Origin of the sequence: Marinobacter sp. CA1 (genome assembly GCF_020546665.1) — a bacterium.
GTDB lineage: Bacteria > Pseudomonadota > Gammaproteobacteria > Pseudomonadales > Oleiphilaceae > Marinobacter > Marinobacter xestospongiae.
Genome location: NZ_CP071785.1, coordinates 4,203,582 through 4,222,352, shown reverse-complemented (window position 1 = coordinate 4,222,352; position 18,771 = coordinate 4,203,582). Strand labels below are relative to the sequence as shown.

Here is an 18,771-nt window from a genome sequence, read left to right as displayed (position 1 = left end):
GCATGTCTGCGATGACACTCAAGTCACTGGTTGAGAAGCTCAATGAGGCGGGTAAGGAGTCGCTGGAAACGTCTGTGGGTCTGTGTTTCCAGCGCACCCACCACACCGTGGAGCTGGAGCACCTGCTGAAGAGCATGGTGCGGACCGATGATCCTGACCTGGTGGGGGTGTTCCGTCACTTTGGCCTGGATCTCGGTCGCCTGGACGCCCAGTTGGAGGCAGGCCTGGAAACCTTCCGCACCGGTAGTGGCGCTACGCCCAGCCTGTCGCCCCGGATGGTGGACCTGTTCCGTCAGTGCTGGCTGGATACGTCCATCGAGTTTGGTGAGCCCACCATGCGCGGCGCCACCCTGCTGTACAGCATGTTGAACGACCCCGCCATGGCGGCACTGGCGACCCGCAATGCCGGCGAGCTGAACGGCATTGACCCGGCCCGTCTGCTGGCCGAGTGGGCCAACATCCGGGCCTCGCTCTCCGCGGAGGAGGCCGCCGCCTCCAGCAAACCGGCCAAGGCCAAGGGCAAGAAGGAACAGCACCTGGCGCAGTACACCGTCGACCTCACGGCCCAGGCTGCCGACGGACTCCTGGACCCGGTCATCGGCCGCGACGATGAGATTCGTCAGGTGATTGATATTCTCACCCGTCGTCGTCAGAACAACCCGATCCTCACCGGCGAGGCCGGCGTGGGCAAAACCGCGGTGGTGGAAGGACTGGCGCGTCGCATTGCCGAGGGCAATGTTCCCGAGATCCTGAAGCCAGCGCGTCTGCTGACCTTGGATCTGGCGCTGTTGCAGGCCGGTGCCGGTGTGAAAGGGGAATTCGAAAATCGTCTCAAAGGGGTGATTGAAGAGGTCAAAGCCTCGGAACGGCCGATTATCCTGTTCATCGATGAGGCTCACAACATGGTGGGCGCCGGTGGCCAGGCTGGCCAGAACGACGCCGCCAACCTGCTCAAGCCGGCCCTGGCGCGGGGAGAGCTGCGGACCATCGCGGCGACAACCTGGGCGGAGTACCGCAAGTACTTTGAAAAAGACGCTGCCCTGACCCGCCGTTTCCAGGTGGTCAAGGTGGACGAGCCGGATGAGGCCATCGCCGTTCAGATTCTCCGTGGTCTGGTGCCGACTCTGGAGGCCCACCATGGTGTTGGCATTGCCGACGATGCCCTGCGGGCTGCGGTGGTGCTGTCGACCCGTTTCCTGGCCAGTCGTCAGTTGCCGGACAAGGCGGTGGCGCTGCTGGATACCGCCTGTGCCCGGGTCGCCATGAGTCAGGCCAGCGTGCCGTCGCCAGTGGAGCGGGCGCGTGCGGAGGTGACTGCCCTGGAACAGGAACTGGACCTGCTGTCCCGCGAATCCCGTTTTGGTATCGATCACAGCGCGCGCCAGGACCAGTTGGACACCCGCCTGCATCAGGCCCGTGAGTCGCTGGCTAGCCTGGAGGCCGAGTGGGACAGCGAGCGGGAGCTGGTGGCTGAAGCCGCCGGTATCAGCAAGGTCCTGCTTGACGAGGAAAATGACGACGACAAACAGCGCCTGAACGAAATTCGCGCCACTCTGGCGGAGCGTGAACAGGTGATGGTGCACTGGCAGGTGGACACCCAGCTCGTATCCGAGGTGTTGTCCGACTGGACCGGCATCCCCCTGGGCCGGATGCAGTCTGACGAAGTGGCCGGCATCCTCAAACTGGCCACCACGCTCAAGCAACGGGTCACCGGCCAGGATCACGCCCTGGATGACATTGCCCGTACCATTCAGGTGGCCCGGGCCGAACTCGCCGACGAGAAGAAACCCCTCGGGGTGTTCCTGCTGGTTGGCCCCAGCGGTGTTGGTAAGACCGAAACCGCACTGGCGCTGGCGGAGCAGGTCTACGGTAGCGAATCGAACATGACCGTCATCAACATGTCCGAGTTCAAGGAGGAGCACAAGGTTTCCCAACTGGTGGGGTCACCTCCCGGATACGTTGGCTATGGCGAGGGCGGGGTGCTGACTGAAGCGGTACGACGCAAGCCCTACAGCGTAATCCTGCTGGATGAGATGGAGAAGGCCCATCCCGGGGTGCAGGACATCTTCTATCAGGTGTTCGACAAAGGCTCACTGCGGGATGGTGAAGGGCGGGATGTGGATTTTCGCAACACCGTATTGCTGATGACATCCAACGCCGCATCCGAGCACATCTCGGATCTGTACGCTGACGAACTGACTGCGCCGGAGCCCTCGGCCCTGAAGGACGCCATCTGGGACGACCTGCTGGCGACGTTCAAGCCGGCGTTCCTGGGCCGCACCGTGGTGTTGCCCTACCGGCCACTGGGCGGAGAACAGTTGCAGACCATCGCACGGATGCAGCTGGACCGGGTCTGTGAGCGGGCCCAGCGTCAGCACGGTGTGACCCTGGGGTACTCCGACGAGGTGATTGAGCGGATCGCGGACAGTGGTCACCAGGCCAGCACGGGCGCGCGAAACATTCAGCAGGTGATCCAGCGGGACATCCTGCCGAAGCTGTCGGATATCCTGCTGAATGCCATTGCCAATGATGACAAACTGTCAGACCTTAACATTGTTGTAAAGGACGAAACCTTCCAGGTTTCCTGATTGGCTAACAGAGCACAGAACAGAAGGTGGTGAGGCGTGAAAATACACATGGCGTTGCAAAAAGTCTCTGGTATTTGTTTCGCTGCACCGTTTAAAATTCTGTCGCTGCTGTTAATGTTCATTGGCGGTTGTGCCAGTCATGGCGATTATGTGTATTTATATGACGTGTATGAAGAGTACGCATATAGATTGCAGGAGCGTGACTACGGCTACATCATGGAGGACGCGTTATCCTCCTCCATGCGCAACCGGGGTCTGGAAGACCCAAAGGAATTCAGTGACTATTACCCAGTATTGTCAGATTTGCCCGATATACTGGTGAAGAAAACGGCACATTATGAGTTAAGGGACGGCGGCTTCGGCTGCCTGACCCTGAACGGATTTGATCGATTTGATCGACCAGCTGTTATTAAGATGGAATTTAAAAGGGAGCAGGAACGCTGGAAGCTGGATTATGTTTCAGTCGATTACCTCGATTCACCGGCCGGCTTTATCGAAGCGGCTGTGTGTCCGAAACGGCGAGCATAATATCAGGGACTGGTGCTATGTTTGCATCCCCTTTGCATTGCTATCTGATGGTTGGACGGTGAACCCCGAATCCGCGGTTCTGGCCTGATGCCGGAACTGGGATAACCATGTCCTCGTTACAGGACGTAACTTAAAACGCAAGGAGATACACATGCAAGCGAATACCTATCTGGATTACGAAGGTATCCAGGGTGAAGCCACCGCAGAACAGTACAAGGATATGATCACTGTTCTGAGCATGGACTTTAACGTTCATCGTGAAATTTCGGCCTACACCGGTACCGCCATGGACCGTGAAGCGTCTGCTACCCGTCTGGGTGATATCACCATCACCAAGCTGCAGGACAACGCTTCTCCGGACCTGTTCAAAGAAGCCACCATTGGTAAAGGTAAGAAGGCTACCTTCTTCATCACCAAGCAGGGCGAAGCAATTGAAGAAATCATGAAAATCGAACTGACCGATGCCATGATCTCCAACTACTCCGTGTCTGTTTCCGGTGATCGTCCGGTTGAGTCCATCACCATTTCTTACACCGAAATGATGATGACCGTGACTCCGAACGACGACAAAAACAACAGCACCTCTCCGAAGGTGTACGGCTACAGCGGCCTCAAAGGCCAGAAGCTCTGATCCAGGGTTTCCAGCCTGCAGAGGGAACCCGCGTGGTTCCCTCTGTTTTCATTCACCGAAACCAGGAAGGCGCGGCGATTCATGGGCAAGGAAAAGCAACACCACTTTCTTCAGATTCACAGTTCACTCGGTAAGGACGCACTGGTCCTTGAACGGCTGAATGTGCGTGAAGGCATGTCCCGTCTTTTCGAGATACGGGTTGGGTTTACCGCCAACCAGCGTATCAGTGACATGAAGAAGCACATCGGCGAAGGCGTGAGTGTCAGCCTGAAGCTCGGGTCCCAGGGAGGCGGCGGCGAACGCTACTTCCATGGCCATTTTCTGAGCATCTGGGAACTGGGCAAACCCTTGCACAACAGCGATGGCCAACGCTACGAGGCCATCATCGTTCCGCGGGCCTGGTCTGCGGCCAACCGCACCAACTGTCGAATCTTCCAGGATAAAACGGTCAAGAAGATCGTTGAGACTATCCTCGGGGAGCACTCGGTGGCGTTCAGCTGGAAGGTCAAGAAGGGCCTTTACAACTACCGCTACTGCGTCCAATACAACGAAACCGACTGGGATTTTGTCTGCCGTCTGCTGGCTCACGAGGGTCTCTCGTTCTTTTTTCAGCACGCCAATGGCTCCCATACCATGGTCATCACCGACCATGAGAAAGCCTATCCCAAGGCTGCCGAAGGGTCTGTCGTGTTCTGTTCCCGACCGACCGGATCGGCCCACATCTCCAGCTGGTATGCCGGCTTCAAGGCCACCGCCAACTCCATCATTGAGCACGGCTTTGATTTCGAGACCCCAAAACAGAAGGTCAAGGACACCAGTAATGAGAAAGTCCCCGGCGGACCTTTTGGTTCCCGGGAACTGTTCGGATATTTTGGCGAGGATCGTCCCATCAAGGACGGCGCCAGCCTTGCGGCCCTGCATCTCAAGGGTATCGCACAGGAATCGGAAAGCTATCGGGCAGTGTCGGACTATCGCTCTTTCGGCGTTGGTCTGAAGTTCTCATTCAAAGAACATGAGGATGAGATCCCGCCCCACAACGAATTCGTGATCACAGAGATTGCCATTGAAGCGTCGGTACCCCTCAATGCCGACAATCAGCCGTCGATGGGCAATTTCTTTTACACCAACAGCTTCCGCTGTGTGCCCACCAAGGCACCCTACGTCCCCCGCAAGCTGCCCAAGCCGATGGTGCCGGGGCTGCAGACCGCAACAGTCACCTGCGCGCCGGGGGAAGAGATCTACGTTGACGAGCATGGCCGCATCAAGGTGCAGTTTCACTGGGACCGGGAAGGCAAATACGACCAGAAGAGTTCCTGCTGGATTCGTGTCGCCCAGTCCTGGGCCGGTGAGAACTGGGGGGCCCAGTTCATCCCCCGGGAAGGCCAGGAAGTGCTGGTGGAATTCCTCAGTGGTGATCCGGACCTGCCACTGATCACCGGTTCGGTTTACAACGGCAAGAACAAAATGCCGTACGAACCGTTGTCGAAAAAGAACATCTCCGGCTTCAAGACCCGCTCCACCACCAAGGGCGGCGGCGCCAACTACAATGAGATCAGTTTCGACGACACCATTGGCAAGGAACTGCTGCTGGTCCATGCCGAGAAAGATCACGAGCTGACGGTAGAGCACGACCAGACCGACGACATCAAGAACGATCGCACCACCGAAGTCGGTAATGACGATACTCTGACCGTCCTCAACAACCAGACCGTCGACATAACGGGTGACCAGAAGGTCACGGTGGGCAAGACCATCACCGTTGAGGCCGGCCAAAGCATCACCCTGAAGACCGGCGCGGCCAGCCTGACCATGGAAGCGTCCGGGGCGATCTCCATCAAGGGCACCAGCATCAGTGTGCAGGGCACCACCATTGACATGAAAGCCGCCAAGATCAGCCTGAACTGATTCTGGCGGTCATGGCTAGGGAGTTTTGCCATGCTGGAAACCCTGCTGGAACAGCGCCAGGCGCTGTTCAACAGCCATCAGGCGTCACTGTCGCTGCTACGACAGCTCGACCGACGGCTGCTGTTGTGGTGCGAACACCACCCGGATACCCGTCAGCCGGCAATCTGGCCGCTGACCGACGGGGCCATCAACAGCGGCCGTTTGGCGCTGTTGTGGCTGGAGACCAACGCTCGCCTGCAGCCAGCGACCCTGGACACCCTGCTGGCGGAGCTGAAAGACAGTTTGGACCAGGACACCGTGACGGCAGTGCACTGGCAACTGGCGGCCTGCCACAGTGGCGTGTCACTGCCGGCCGAGGGGATGGTGGCAGAGGCAGCACCGACGCCGGAAACCGACCTCTGGTCGGTGATGGCCCTGGCGCGCCGAGGGCTTGAGGCGGACTGCCCCTCGCCCTGGCGCGAATGGTTGGCGGCTCTGGAGGCCCTCCGCGCCGGTGAATCGGTGGCTGGAACACGGGAGTTGATGCCCCGGTTGTGGCTGGTGGCACAGACGGTCTGGCCGATGTGGTTCTATCCGCTGCTGCTTGCAGCGCAGGAAGAGCAGCGGTCGGCGTTGGTGAACTGGCTGATGGGCCACGTTGACGGCGCCGACGTAATCGAGGCCATGGGCGCCTCTGGCTGTGTCCAGTTTGAGCCCTGGTTGCAGGAACTGGCGGAGCAGGGCGGCCCCGACGCGGAGGTGGCCGCCACAGAACTGGAAGGGTTGCAGACCGAGGGTGATGATCCCACCGGTCTGCGATTGCGCCAACGGCACTGGTGGGCCAACTGGGCGGGGCTTGAAGGCGCGCCCTGGTCTTTGTTCGGCGGCCACTGGTAAACCGTTACCCCGCCCCTTGTCTGTGCCCAGGGATAACCGGGTGGCCTGAACACCGGGGCGGTTGAAACAGGGGAGATCGGACAGTGAGCTGGCAACTGGTCAAATTGAACGGCGAGATCGCCGGTGTGGCCATCGCCGATTGGTTGACGGCAGGGTTTGATCTGCCCGAAGACCAACGACCCGCGCCGGCTGAAAGCGCCGGTGACGCCGATGATGACCTGCTGTCCCCCGAGTGGCTGCGCAGCCGCCTGGACACGCGGCTGGCGACCTGGCTGATACTGCCGTCGGCAGAACAATCCCGGCGGGAACACTGGCAGGCGGCGCTGGCCGATCTGCCGGTTCAGGTGAGTTTCGGTAGGGCCGGCCTGGCGCTGGCTCTGAGCGCACTGCGCACCCATGACCGGCCGGCCCGGCTGATGGCCGCCGATCAGATCGACGGACGCCAGTGGTTGTCGCTGACATTGGCGCCTGGCAAGCAGGGCGTGACGATTCAACACAGTGCGATGGATGGTCGGCTGGCGGGGCACAATGACCTGACCTCCCTGCTGGCCCAGGCCCAGATGGCGGAGCCCGCCATCGAGGTGCTGGTGTGCCCGGACTACCCCCGGGATTCCGGTCTGGAGCGGCTGATGCCATTCCTGGCGAGCCTGACCTCCTGGAGTCGGCCCGAGTTGCGTTGGGAATTCCCGGAGCAACTGTTGCCACCTTGCGGTGTGGTTGGTGCGATCTGGGGGCTGTACTGGCTGTTGGACGGCTACCGCCTGGGTGACTGGCATCGTCCTGGCGCCCTGCTGTGTCTGGATGAGCACAGCCCGCTGGCCGGGGTGACGGTGGTGGCGCCGGTCCAGGGCAGCGGTGCTCCGGCGTTCGGGCCAGCGGCCCTGGATGCCCCCGCGCTGGGTGACGCGACACAGGATGACGAGGCAGCGGAGGCCGCACGTTACGGCTGAGCGCAAGCTGAGGGTAATAGCAACCGAACCGCAGGCCGTGACAATCAAGGGAGCATGAGGTGATGAACCTGCAGTTAACAGGGAGTGTCGGGCGCGGCGGTGCGAATCGCGCCCAGGATGTACGATTGGTGCGGGCACTGGTGAACGTTCACCGCCGGGTCCGGTCCCAGGCGGCGTTGCCCATCGAAAGTACCGCCGGGCATGAGCTGGATGCGGCCATTGCGCGCTTTCAGAGTGATCGCGGCGTCAGTGTGGCCTCAGGCCTGGTTCGTGCCGGCAGCCAGAGCTGGACCTGGCTGCTGGAAACCCTGGCAGCCTCGCGGACCCGTCAGCCGGTGGTGGCGCCGGGTCAGGGGCGCCTGACCTGGGAGGCGGAAGGCCAGGAAGGCGGGCGCTACCACAGCCGCATTCTGCACGTGCCTTCGGCGTCATCCGGCCTCACCATCGGCCGTGGTTACGACCTGCGCGAACGGACCCGTGCTGAAGTCACCCGGCAACTGGCGGCGGCTGGCCTGGCGGCCAACCGTGCCAACACCCTGGCAGGTGCCGTGCGGTTGTCCGGCGCGGCGGCGGAACAGTTCATCATCGACAACGACCTGCTGGATTTCGAAGTATCGCCCGCTGTCCAGTTGTCGCTGTTTGAGACCGTTTACAGCGAAATGGAACAGGATGTGATCCGCATCTGCGGCAAGCAGGATGTGTTGGAGCGCTATGGTCCAACCGATTGGGCCGGTCTCGATGGCCGTATCCGCGACACCCTGGTGGACCTGCGGTTCCGTGGTGATTACACCGGCACCACCCGGCGCCAGGTTCAGCCACCGGTGGTGGCCAACGACCTGGCCGCCTTCCGTCAGGTGCTGGGCAACGCCAGCCTGTGGAGCAACGTACCGGCGGACCGCTTCCAGCGCCGGGTGCGCTACCTGGCGTAAGGGGCGGCCATCAGAGACCGTGGTTGGCGCGGTGAAACGGCAGAGATGAAGGAGTTTGTGGGATGCAACGGTGGTGGCTGTTGGGGCTGTTGATAACCCCCCTGTTGGTGCAGGCCGGTGGTATGGAGCCACCCCAGGTGGACGGTCGCGCCATGGAAGTGGGCGCCACCCGGCATCAGGGCACCCTCTGGCGTTTTGTTCGCTTCAACACCGAGACCGACTACCCCTGCCTGAGGTTTGAGGCCATCGACCCGGATCATGGATGGCAGATCAGCGCCCGGCAGGACGTCTGCGACATCGCAGTATCAGACGGTGAGGTGGTGGATTTTCGCGACACCGCCTATACCGGTTTTTCCGCCATTGGCTTCAACCGGGAGCTGGGCGGGTTCGAATTTGACGTGGAGTACATCCGGCGCACCGCGCCCGGGGAGCAACGGCTGGCGTGCAGCCTGCCGGTCACCCAGGACGGCCGTTTCGGCAAACTGACGTGCCGATAACCGTGTGCCGCCCGGAGGCGGCACCGACCGGATGTCATATCGCAGTGAATTAAGGCAGGGATTGCACAGACATGGCCAGTCACATCGAGATCGTGCGAAACGATGGCACCTACTACATAGCACCGCCGGACTCCGTTCAGGGTTCGGATACTACCGAGATTGCGGACGGTTCCGGATGCTGGGATTCCTGGTTACGGGAGCGGTTTGGTGAATCCCTGGATGCCAACCACAGTCAGTGGGCTGGGCTGTTGGAGGCGAATGGCCTTCCTGCTCATCTGGCCAACAATGCCTCCCAGCTGTTTCCGCACGTTGCAAGGCTGGTGTACGAAGGCAAACTGGTCATCCGCCGCAAACCGGCGGACAAACTGTCTCCCGGGGTAGGCGGTGGAGACACCGCGGGATGCACTTCTGCGCGTACCTCGAGAGGTGGTGGTGGCGGATCATCTGGCTCTGCCAAGGGGTCAGGCAGCACTTCCTCGTCCACCAATGAAGATGATCCGGGGGCAGCCAGCGGTGAATCGCAACTGCAGGGTGACCCAGTAGCGCCGGTGACCGGTGAGGAAATCCTCGACATCGAGGATTTCGTGATCGACGGCCCCATGCCGTTGGCCTGGGTTCGGCGCTACCGTTCCGGCTATTGCGATCGCCAGCTTGGTCTGGGCGCCGGCTGGGCCATGCCGGGCCTGCGGAGGATTGATCTGGATGACGACCACCTGTGGGTGCTCGACGACGACGCCCGTTCCCTCAAGCTGGATTTCCTCAAGCCGGGTGAAATGACCTGGCAGGTGCACACAGGGTTGCGCTTGGAGCGTCGCCGGGACAACCGCATGATCCTCACCGAGGCTGACGGCCGCGCCTGGATTCTGGCCACCGAGGACGGCAGGACCTGGTGGCCCACCAGTGTCCAGAACCTCACTGGTCAGCAGTGGCGCTTTCGGTACGATGCCGCCTTCCGGCTGACCCGCATCCAGCTTAACCCTCAGGTAGCTGTGGTACTGCGCTATGGCAAGAGCGAGCCGAGCCTGGTGCGGGAGCTGCACCTGGAACGGGGCGACAACAGCCGACTCCTGGCCCGGTATGCTTACGATGAACACGGCAACCTGGTGCGTGCCGAGAGCGACCACGGCACCGAGCAGTACCAGTACGCCCAGCACCTGCTGACCCACCGGGAACTGCCCACCGGTTACGCTTTCCACTTCGAGTGGCAGGGCCAGGGCCGTCGCGCCCGCTGCCTGCGCAGTCGCGGTGACCAGGGCCATCACGACTTCCGGTTTGACTACCAGCCCGAGCGTTACCTGACCCAGGTGCACGATGCCCATGGCCATACCCAGGTCTTCCATTACGACGACAGCGGCCGCATCGTCGCCCGTCAGGACCCGGACGGCGGCGTCTGGCAGTGGGCCTACGACGGTCTGGGCCGGCTGGTGCAGGAAGCCCGCCCCGATGGCGCCACCACCCGTCACGTGTTCGATGACAAGGGCCGCAAGGTCGAGACCATCGAACCGGACGGCCGCTGCCACCGCTGGCACTATAACGAGTTGGGCTTCTGTATCGCCGAGCAGCTGGCGGACGGCCGCACCCTCACCCGCCAGGTGGATCTGGCCGGACGCCTGCAGAGCGAACAGCGCGCCGACGGCAGTCGCTGGCACTACCATTACGACGCCGATGGCTGGCCCAGCCGTGCCACCAGTGATACCGGCGAGACCGTGGACCTGGGCTGTGGCGATACCGGCGAGGTACTGGCCAGCGCCCGCAATGGCCTGTTGCAGCGGTTTGCCTTCCACCCGGACGGTCGCGTCGCCGGCCGGCTGGAGCAGGACCTGGTCACCGAGTACGACTACGAGGGTCAGCGCCTGCTGGCGGTCCATCAGTACCCGGAGCAGGCGCCGGACCAGAAGCGCAGTCGCCAGTACCGGTACGACAGCGCCGGCCGCCTGACCACCTTCATCAACGCCCAGGGCGACCAGCACGGTTACGAGTATGACGATCTGCTGCGGCCCACCGCCTACCGCCGTCCCGATGGCCACCGGGTCCGTTACCAGTACGATCTCAGCGAACGGCTGACCGCGATTACCCGGGCCGATGGCCAGCAGTGGCAACTGGGCTGGAACGCCGCCGGCCAGGTCGACCGCTGCGCGGCCCCCGATGGCCGCGATATCCGTTTCCGCTACAACGCCGCCGGCTACATCACCCATCGCGAACACCCCGGCCTCTGGGTCCAGCACACCGAGCGGGACCCGGCGGGCCGGGTACTGAGCCAGACCAGCCAGGGCCGGGACCGCAAGGCGGTCAGCCGCCACTACCGGTACGACGCCTTTGGCCGCCGCAGCCACGCCAACTGCGCCGACCGCAAGCTGCGCTGGCAATGGACGCCCCAGGGCCAGGTGGCGGCACACCACCAGGACCACCACCGCATCGCCTACGGTTACGGCCCCGGTGGCCGGCTGGAACGCATGGACCTGCCAGACGGCACCCAGGTCCACTATGGCTATGACGCCCAGGGCCGCTGGCACACCTTGGCGGTGAACGGCGACACTCTGATCGAACGCACCCTGGACACCCAGGGTCGGGAAACCCAACGCCGCGCCGGCAACAACCGCCAGAGCCAGCTTCACGACCGCTACGGTTGCCTGATCAAGCGCAAATGGCAGGGCCAGACCCAGGCGACCCGGCGTTACCGCTGGGACCAGGAGTCGCGGCTGGAAGCCTCCAGCGACACTGACACCGGCGATACCCGCTACCGCCGGGACGGCCAGGGCCAGCTGGTGCAGGAAAACGACACCGTCTACCACTACGACCTGGGTGGCAACCGGGTACCGGAAGGCGGCGTGGTCGAGAACGACCGCCTGCTGCGCACTGCCAGCGACCGCCGCGAGTATGACGCCCTGGGCGCCGAAATCCGGGTGGTGGGCAAGACCACCGAACACCGCCAGTTCGACGGCGAAGGCCAGCTCATCGAAGTACGGCGCCCGGGCCTGAGGGTCACCTACGGCTACGATGCCTTAGGCCGTCGGGCCTGGCGCAAAACCGAGGCCGGCACCACCACCTACCTGTGGCGCGGGGACGTGCTGCTTGGCGAGCAAAGCCCTCAGGGACAGTGGCAGTGGTACCTCCGGGACCCCGCCACCGACGAACCCCTGGTGACCCTGATCGACGGCGAGCCCTGCTTCTACGAACTGGACTGGCGCATGATGCCCATCCGCCTGTGGAGCCGGACCGGGGAAAAACTCTGGCAGGCCAACGCCAACGCCTGGGGCCAGTGCCAGCCGGATACCCCGAAAGGCCACATCCACCAACCCATCCGCCTGCCGGGGCAGTTTGAGGATGAGCTGACGGGGATCGTGCAGAACCGGTTTCGGGAGTATGAGCCAGACGCAGGGCGTTACCTGACGTCCGATCCTTTGGGTATTAAAGGTGGCCTTAACGGCTATCGTTACACCCAGAATCCGGTGGATTACATTGACCAGCTGGGGTTGGTGCAAGAGGCCAGTGTGACAGCTGAGAATGCGATTGATGCTGAAATGGCCTCCGTGGATGACGTATCTCCCGCTAGCCAGGAAATAGCCTGGGAAGAAGGTCAGATAGGTGATCTGTCAACCGCTCAACTGATTATGGAGAGTATCTTTGGCTCTGGTCACACAGCTATGCGCCAAAATGCTTCTCCCCAAGAGGTTGGCTTGCGGCACCAGTTGACTATGGTAAAAAGCGCGGCTGGTGCTACGGCGCTGTCACCCTACCCAGCTGCTGTAGGAGCCACAGCATTGACGCCTGCTGCCAGTTCGGTAGCTGGAAGTGTCGGCGCCGCTATTGGGGAAGTGAAAAGCGTTGGTCTTACCAACGCCATTTTGTTGCGACCTGCTGCTGCGTCGGCAGTTGCGACAGAGACTGCCTTGACAGCAGGAGCATTGGCAAGCGGAGCAGACACTCCGTTGAGTGCGCCAGCATCTGCTGGAAGAAAGACAGCAGGTCGTTTGGCTAGTAGGGTTGATGATCTTCCAAGTGGCTCTCATACACCGGTTCGGTTTGGCGCCGAAGGACAGGTCTATGCAAGATTGCCAGCCCCTTCGAACCCAAATGTTAGGCGATGGCAGAGGATGAATGGGACTGGTAGATCGAATCGTGAAACATTCATGGGAAGCACGCCTGGGAAAGACTCTAGAGTGGGTTTGCAAGTTCAAGACAGGATGAGACGAGAGGGGACATTAATTGGAAATGGTTCTAATCGCCAGGTTCTAGGTGAGGATGGTAAATGGTATCCTATTGAACAAACAGATATGGGGCATATCGACGGAGCTGTCGATTATTGGAATCGAGAGGGACGCTATCATGGTGCGCGTTCTCCTGAAGTTCGGAGTTTTATGACAGATCCTGATAATTATGTTCTAGAGCCATTGAGTATTAACAGAAGTAAAGGTGCATCGTCTGGGTCAAGGTATTTGCCAGAGGCTACGGATGCGGAGAAGAGAAAATATTTCGAAATAGAAGATATTGATTAGGGGGGTTAAGTGGCTGAATTACCAAAGATGGTACACTCAGAGGTCGCCTTGCTTTGTAAGAAGGGTGATGAGTTGGTTAAGTCTGGTCAACTTGAAGAGGCTAAGGCGAACTATATTTCGGCTTTGAAGTTGTTGCCTGAAGATAGAAATGAGTGGGAAGCTGCAACTTGGATTTATGTGGCTATTGGTGATGTGCATTTCCAGATGGGCAATTACGAGAAATGTTTTAGGTGTTTTTATAATGCGGTGCAGTGTCCGGGTGGTTTAGGAAACCCATATGTCCATCTCCGGCTTGGGCAGATGTACTTTGAGCAAGGAAATGAAGATAAGGCGGCGGACGAGTTAGCTAGAGCATATATGGGGGCGGGTATGGATATTTTCATGGAAGATGATCCAAAATATTTAGAATTTCTTGAAACAAAAATAGAGGTTTGAGTTGATATTCGTTACAAAAACAGGCGATTGCTGAATTCGGATAATTCTAATGGGAACAAAGTAGCCGAACACTTAAATATTTTGGCTGCGCATCGTCAATAAAACAAAAAACCATAAAATATCAATGGCTTATGGTAATCATGACTTTGTCGACTATTGTGTTGAACTGTGTTCGGATACGAAGTTTCGCATTAGATAAGCTCAGCACTTTGCGATAACGGGGTAGAGAAAGGCCGGAGTCAGATACCCTCTTGAACTTCAAGTCCTGCCATCGGTATTTTTGCCTGAAATGGCTGCTCTGATTTGATCACACCATAGATTAGGTGAACTAACTTACTAATGAGCACGAAAGTAAGCGAACATCATTTATAATGCAGTCCCTATTCGCCAAGCTTATCGGATATCTCCCCTCATGCGCCACGACGACGGTCGTAAACTCGACCACAAGACATTGGAAGCCCTCCGCATTCGCGCCGTTCAACGTGTGATGGATGGAGAGAGTCCTGAAGTGGTCATCAAGGCTCTTGGCATGAGCCGGGCGCGGATCTATGAGTGGCTGGCGGCCTATCGCGAAGGTGGCTTTGACGCCCTCAAGGCGAAGCAGATTTCAGGCCGACCGAAGAAGCTGACCGGAGACCAGATTCGTGAACTCTACACTTGGATCACCTCATTCACGCCGGATCAACTGAAGTTCGAGTTTGCGTTGTGGACCCGGGCTCGCGTGCGTGAACTGATCCGCCGGGAGTTCAATGTACGCCTGAGCGATGTGTCTGTTGGGCGCCTACTCCGGAACCTCGGTTTGACACCTCAGAAACCGCTGCATAGGGCCTACCAGCAAAACCCGAAAGCAGTGGAACAATGGAAGAAAGAAACCTATCCAGAGATTCAAAAAGAGGCCAAGAAGGCAGGAGCCACCATCTTCTTCGGAGATGAGGCCACCATTCGCTCTGATTATCACAGTGGCACAACCTGGGCCCCTGCGGGCGAAACTCCCCTCATACGAGGGACTGGAAGCCGCTTCAGTCTAAACCTGATTTCTGCCATTTCGCCTCGTGGAGAGCTGCGCTTTAAAACGCTGCAGGGCACCATGAATGCCGAGGTGTTTATCGGTTTTCTCAAAGCTTTGGTTCGGGATGCTGACAAACCCGTGTTCCTGATTTTGGACAACCACCCAGTCCATCATGCCCGCAAGGTCAGAGAGTACGTGGACAATCTTGATGGCAGGCTCAGGTTGTTTTTCTTGCCGCCTTACTCCCCCGAACTGAACCCGGACGAGTCTGTCTGGGGCTACATCAAGTATCACCATGTGGGCAAGAAAGTCATCAACAACAAGGAGCAGCTCCGAGCTATCGTTTATCGGCAACTACGGCGATTGCAGAAATTACCAAAGCTCTTGAAGTCATTTTTCGGGCATCCGGAGCTGGCTTATATCTCGGCGTGATGTTCGCTTACTTTGTTTCGGATTAGTACGCATGCTGGCGCGAACAATTGCCTTTGGAATCAGCCCTCGTTTCTCCAAGCGTAGGGACAAGGCTCTAATCACCGGATGGTATCGTTTAGCCACCATGCCTGGCATGAATAAGGCCTTCCTGGCGGCTGTGTGACCTGCCCTCGACAAACTGCTCCTGCCATTCACCAATCACGGGGTCAGGTCTTGCCTTTTGCCCTCGTCACAATCCGGCTGGCCCTTGAATAGCTCAACCCAGTAGAAAACTGGGGCGAATATATTTTTTCGATCGCCTGCTGGCGGTCCATCAGTACCCGGAGCAGGCGCCGGACCAGAAGCGCAGTCGCCAGTACCGGTACGACAGCGCCGGCCGCCTGACCACCTTCATCAACGCCCAGGGCGACCAGCACGGTTACGAGTATGACGATCTGCTGCGGCCCACCGCCTACCGCCGTCCCGATGGCCACCGGGTCCGTTACCAGTACGATCTCAGCGAACGGCTGACCGCGATTACCCGGGCCGATGGCCAGCAGTGGCAACTGGGCTGGAACGCCGCCGGCCAGGTCGACCGCTGCGCGGCCCCCGATGGCCGCGATATCCGTTTCCGCTACAACGCCGCCGGCTACATCACCCATCGCGAACACCCCGGCCTCTGGGTCCAGCACACCGAGCGGGACCCGGCGGGCCGGGTACTGAGCCAGACCAGCCAGGGCCGGGACCGCAAGGCGGTCAGCCGCCACTACCGGTACGACGCCTTTGGCCGCCGCAGCCACGCCAACTGCGCCGACCGCAAGCTGCGCTGGCAATGGACGCCCCAGGGCCAGGTGGCGGCACACCACCAGGACCACCACCGCATCGCCTACGGTTACGGCCCCGGTGGCCGGCTGGAACGCATGGACCTGCCAGACGGCACCCAGGTCCACTATGGCTATGACGCCCAGGGCCGCTGGCACACCTTGGCGGTGAACGGCGACACTCTGATCGAACGCACCCTGGACACCCAGGGTCGGGAAACCCAACGCCGCGCCGGCAACAACCGCCAGAGCCAGCTTCACGACCGCTACGGTTGCCTGATCAAGCGCAAATGGCAGGGCCAGACCCAGGCGACCCGGCGTTACCGCTGGGACCAGGAGTCGCGGCTGGAAGCCTCCAGCGACACTGACACCGGCGATACCCGCTACCGCCGGGACGGCCAGGGCCAGCTGGTGCAGGAAAACGACACCGTCTACCACTACGACCTGGGTGGCAACCGGGTACCGGAAGGCGGCGTGGTCGAGAACGACCGCCTGCTGCGCACTGCCAGCGACCGCCGCGAGTATGACGCCCTGGGCGCCGAAATCCGGGTGGTGGGCAAGACCACCGAACACCGCCAGTTCGACGGCGAAGGCCAGCTCATCGAAGTACGGCGCCCGGGCCTGAGGGTCACCTACGGCTACGATGCCTTAGGCCGTCGGGCCTGGCGCAAAACCGAGGCCGGCACCACCACCTACCTGTGGCGCGGGGACGTGCTGCTTGGCGAGCAAAGCCCTCAGGGACAGTGGCAGTGGTACCTCCGGGACCCCGCCACCGACGAACCCCTGGTGACCCTGATCGACGGCGAGCCCTGCTTCTACGAACTGGACTGGCGCATGATGCCCATCCGCCTGTGGAGCCGGACCGGGGAAAAACTCTGGCAGGCCAACGCCAACGCCTGGGGCCAGTGCCAGCCGGATACCCCGAAAGGCCACATCCACCAACCCATCCGCCTGCCGGGGCAGTTTGAGGATGAGCTGACGGGGATCGTGCAGAACCGGTTTCGGGAGTATGAGCCAGACGCAGGGCGTTACCTGACGTCCGATCCTTTGGGTATTAAAGGTGGCCTTAACGGCTATCGTTACACCCAGAATCCGGTGGATTACATTGACCAGCTGGGGTTGGTGCAAGAGGCCAGTGTGACAGCTGAGAATGCGATTGATGCTGAAATGGCCTCCGTGGATGACGTATCTCCCGCTAGCCAGGAAATAGCCTGGGAAGAAGGTCAGATAGGTGATCTGTCAACCGCTCAACTGATTATGGAGAGTATCTTTGGCTCTGGTCACACAGCTATGCGCCAAAATGCTTCTCCCCAAGAGGTTGGCTTGCGGCACCAGTTGACTATGGTAAAAAGCGCGGCTGGTGCTACGGCGCTGTCACCCTACCCAGCTGCTGTAGGAGCCACAGCATTGACGCCTGCTGCCAGTTCGGTAGCTGGAAGTGTAGGCGCCGCTATTGGGGAAGTGAAAAGCGTTGGTCTTACCAACGCCATTTTGTTGCGACCTGCTGCTGCGTCGGCAGTTGCGACAGAGACTGCCTTGACAGCAGGAGCATTGGCAAGCGGAGCAGACACTCCGTTGAGTGCGCCAGCATCTGCTGCGAGAAGGGCTGCTGGTCGTTTGGTTCCCAGCCGGCTAGGTGTTCCAAACTCTAACAATAGTTATCCAACACCTTTACAATTGGTCCAACAAGCATCCGGCCAGCCCAAACGGGTTGCTGAGATTGAATTTGGTCATATTCTCGATGGGGAAGTAAAGCCTGTTCTTCGAAAAGGCAGTGTTGTGGGGCAAAGAGCTGTTGGCGGTCATTACATTCGATCTCCCAATATAAGGGTAACTGAGGTGATTGGTGAGGCAGATTCTAGTGGTGTAATGAAGGCTAGGATTCAGGTGCGTGACTCGGCCACTGGTGCTTGGGTTGATAAGAAAGCACCGTCAACATTTTATCCTGAAAGTTGGTCCAGAAGGCAAACAGAAACTGAAATACAGGAGGCATTTTATAACTCAAGGCCGTTGGTTGATGATATGTGGGAAGGCGTTTCTCCAAGTGGTGTTACTATCAGAGGGTATTACCAGAAGCCGGATGGCAATGCGTCCACCGCTTGGCCGGTCTATATAGAGGACTATTGATGGAAGGTAAAATAAATTTTGTTCGTCCAGGTGATTTATATGTTCCTGAAGGAAATACCGTCGGTGCTAAGACGATTGCCAATTGGCTAGGAAATGATATTCAATACAGTTGTAGCAGTCTTGAAGAGTGGATGGTTGTTTTCTCTGAAATAGGTGACGGAAGGCGCGAAGGCGGGTATCTGGGGACCGGGAACTCTCACTCTGTAATGGCAGTAAGTAATGTTATTTATATCGAGTGTGAGTATAACGAATCTCGGAAGGTTTTGATGACCATTGCTCAGGCAACTTGTGCTTTGCAAGAATATAAAGAGTTTTTGGGTTCTGACTGTAAATCTAGGTTGGATAAAATTGATCATTTTCATATTGAGTACGAAGCTGAAGGTGATGCTGCTCTAGAACAGTATTTGGAGATGGGTGGCGAGTTCGGTTAAACTCTCAAAGAGTTGTTGGAATAAATAGAGCTTGGTCGGTAAGTGCTTTGGCAGAAAAAACGGAACGAATCTATTTCTTCGATCGCCTGCTGGTCCTATGTGTCAGTGTAGTTGTCACCTGGATATTTCAGAGGACA

14 protein-coding genes are annotated in these 18,771 nt (G+C 59.4%); 13 read left to right on the top strand and 1 reads right to left on the bottom strand.

Going from position 1 to position 18,771, the window contains the following annotated elements; translation table 11 throughout:
- The first annotated feature begins 11 nt into the window (after nt 1-11).
- The 11 genes from tssH (at nt 12) to J2887_RS19320 (ending at nt 15,276) form a co-directional block, all read left to right on the top strand.
- Nucleotides 12-2,588 (top strand): type VI secretion system ATPase TssH, encoded by a 2,577-nt coding sequence (gene tssH, locus J2887_RS19370; protein WP_416381923.1) that lies wholly within the window; start codon nt 12-14, stop codon nt 2,586-2,588.
- Nucleotides 2,589-2,624: 36 nt separating this feature from the next.
- Nucleotides 2,625-3,116, top strand: a complete 492-nt coding sequence (locus J2887_RS19365; RefSeq protein ID WP_227172763.1) for a hypothetical protein — start codon at nt 2,625-2,627, stop codon at nt 3,114-3,116.
- 151 nt (nt 3,117-3,267) lie between these two features.
- Nucleotides 3,268-3,747, top strand: a complete 480-nt coding sequence (locus J2887_RS19360) for an Hcp family type VI secretion system effector (protein WP_227172762.1) — start codon at nt 3,268-3,270, stop codon at nt 3,745-3,747.
- 81 nt (nt 3,748-3,828) lie between these two features.
- Nucleotides 3,829-5,652 (top strand): type VI secretion system Vgr family protein, encoded by a 1,824-nt coding sequence (locus J2887_RS19355; RefSeq protein ID WP_227172761.1) that lies wholly within the window; start codon nt 3,829-3,831, stop codon nt 5,650-5,652.
- A gap of 30 nt (nt 5,653-5,682) precedes the next feature.
- Complete coding sequence (locus J2887_RS19350) at nt 5,683-6,528, top strand: hypothetical protein (RefSeq protein ID WP_227172760.1); 846 nt, start codon at nt 5,683-5,685, stop codon at nt 6,526-6,528.
- Nucleotides 6,529-6,611: 83 nt separating this feature from the next.
- Nucleotides 6,612-7,478, top strand: a complete 867-nt coding sequence (locus tag J2887_RS19345; RefSeq protein ID WP_227172759.1) for a hypothetical protein — start codon at nt 6,612-6,614, stop codon at nt 7,476-7,478.
- A 62-nt stretch (nt 7,479-7,540) separates the two neighbouring features.
- Nucleotides 7,541-8,407: a hypothetical protein gene (locus tag J2887_RS19340; protein ID WP_227172758.1), complete on the top strand. Its 867-nt coding sequence runs from the start codon at nt 7,541-7,543 to the stop codon at nt 8,405-8,407.
- A gap of 62 nt (nt 8,408-8,469) precedes the next feature.
- Nucleotides 8,470-8,904 carry a hypothetical protein gene (locus J2887_RS19335; protein ID WP_227172757.1) on the top strand — a complete coding sequence of 145 codons (435 nt, stop codon included), beginning with the start codon at nt 8,470-8,472 and terminating at the stop codon, nt 8,902-8,904.
- Nucleotides 8,905-8,975: 71 nt separating this feature from the next.
- On the top strand, nt 8,976-13,400 hold the full coding sequence (locus J2887_RS19330; protein ID WP_227172756.1) for a DUF6531 domain-containing protein: 4,425 nt from the start codon (nt 8,976-8,978) through the stop codon (nt 13,398-13,400).
- Nucleotides 13,401-13,409: 9 nt separating this feature from the next.
- Entirely contained in the window at nt 13,410-13,835 is a 426-nt protein-coding gene (locus J2887_RS19325; protein WP_227172755.1) for a tetratricopeptide repeat protein, read from the top strand.
- 412 nt (nt 13,836-14,247) lie between these two features.
- Entirely contained in the window at nt 14,248-15,276 is a 1,029-nt protein-coding gene (locus J2887_RS19320) for an IS630 family transposase (protein WP_227172648.1), read from the top strand.
- Nucleotides 15,277-15,482: 206 nt separating this feature from the next.
- Here J2887_RS19320 and J2887_RS21685 read toward each other — a convergent pair whose 3' ends face one another.
- Nucleotides 15,483-16,514: a hypothetical protein gene (locus J2887_RS21685; protein ID WP_228752825.1), complete on the bottom strand. Its 1,032-nt coding sequence runs from the start codon at nt 16,512-16,514 to the stop codon at nt 15,483-15,485.
- Here J2887_RS21685 and J2887_RS19310 point away from each other — a divergent pair.
- Nucleotides 16,488-18,203, top strand: coding sequence for an RHS repeat-associated core domain-containing protein (locus tag J2887_RS19310; protein ID WP_227172754.1), 1,716 nt, complete (start codon nt 16,488-16,490; stop codon nt 18,201-18,203). The two genes, J2887_RS21685 and J2887_RS19310, sit on opposite strands and share 27 nt — an antisense overlap.
- Nucleotides 18,203-18,634: a hypothetical protein gene (locus J2887_RS19305; RefSeq protein WP_227172753.1), complete on the top strand. Its 432-nt coding sequence runs from the start codon at nt 18,203-18,205 to the stop codon at nt 18,632-18,634. The genes J2887_RS19310 and J2887_RS19305 overlap by 1 nt, the downstream gene beginning before the upstream one ends.
- The last annotated feature ends 137 nt before the right edge of the window (nt 18,635-18,771 follow it).

What these genes read in the sequence shown, in the direction of transcription:
- tssH (WP_416381923.1), top strand. Translation starts at nt 12, where the DNA reads ATGACACTCAAGTCACTGGTTGAGAAGCTCAATGAGGCGGGTAAGGAG.
- J2887_RS19360 (WP_227172762.1), top strand. Translation starts at nt 3,268, where the DNA reads ATGCAAGCGAATACCTATCTGGATTACGAAGGTATCCAGGGTGAAGCC.
- J2887_RS19355 (WP_227172761.1), top strand. Translation starts at nt 3,829, where the DNA reads ATGGGCAAGGAAAAGCAACACCACTTTCTTCAGATTCACAGTTCACTC.
- J2887_RS19350 (WP_227172760.1), top strand. Translation starts at nt 5,683, where the DNA reads ATGCTGGAAACCCTGCTGGAACAGCGCCAGGCGCTGTTCAACAGCCAT.
- J2887_RS19340 (WP_227172758.1), top strand. Translation starts at nt 7,541, where the DNA reads ATGAACCTGCAGTTAACAGGGAGTGTCGGGCGCGGCGGTGCGAATCGC.
- J2887_RS19335 (WP_227172757.1), top strand. Translation starts at nt 8,470, where the DNA reads ATGCAACGGTGGTGGCTGTTGGGGCTGTTGATAACCCCCCTGTTGGTG.
- J2887_RS19330 (WP_227172756.1), top strand. Translation starts at nt 8,976, where the DNA reads ATGGCCAGTCACATCGAGATCGTGCGAAACGATGGCACCTACTACATA.
- J2887_RS19320 (WP_227172648.1), top strand. Translation starts at nt 14,248, where the DNA reads ATGCGCCACGACGACGGTCGTAAACTCGACCACAAGACATTGGAAGCC.
- J2887_RS19305 (WP_227172753.1), top strand. Translation starts at nt 18,203, where the DNA reads ATGGAAGGTAAAATAAATTTTGTTCGTCCAGGTGATTTATATGTTCCT.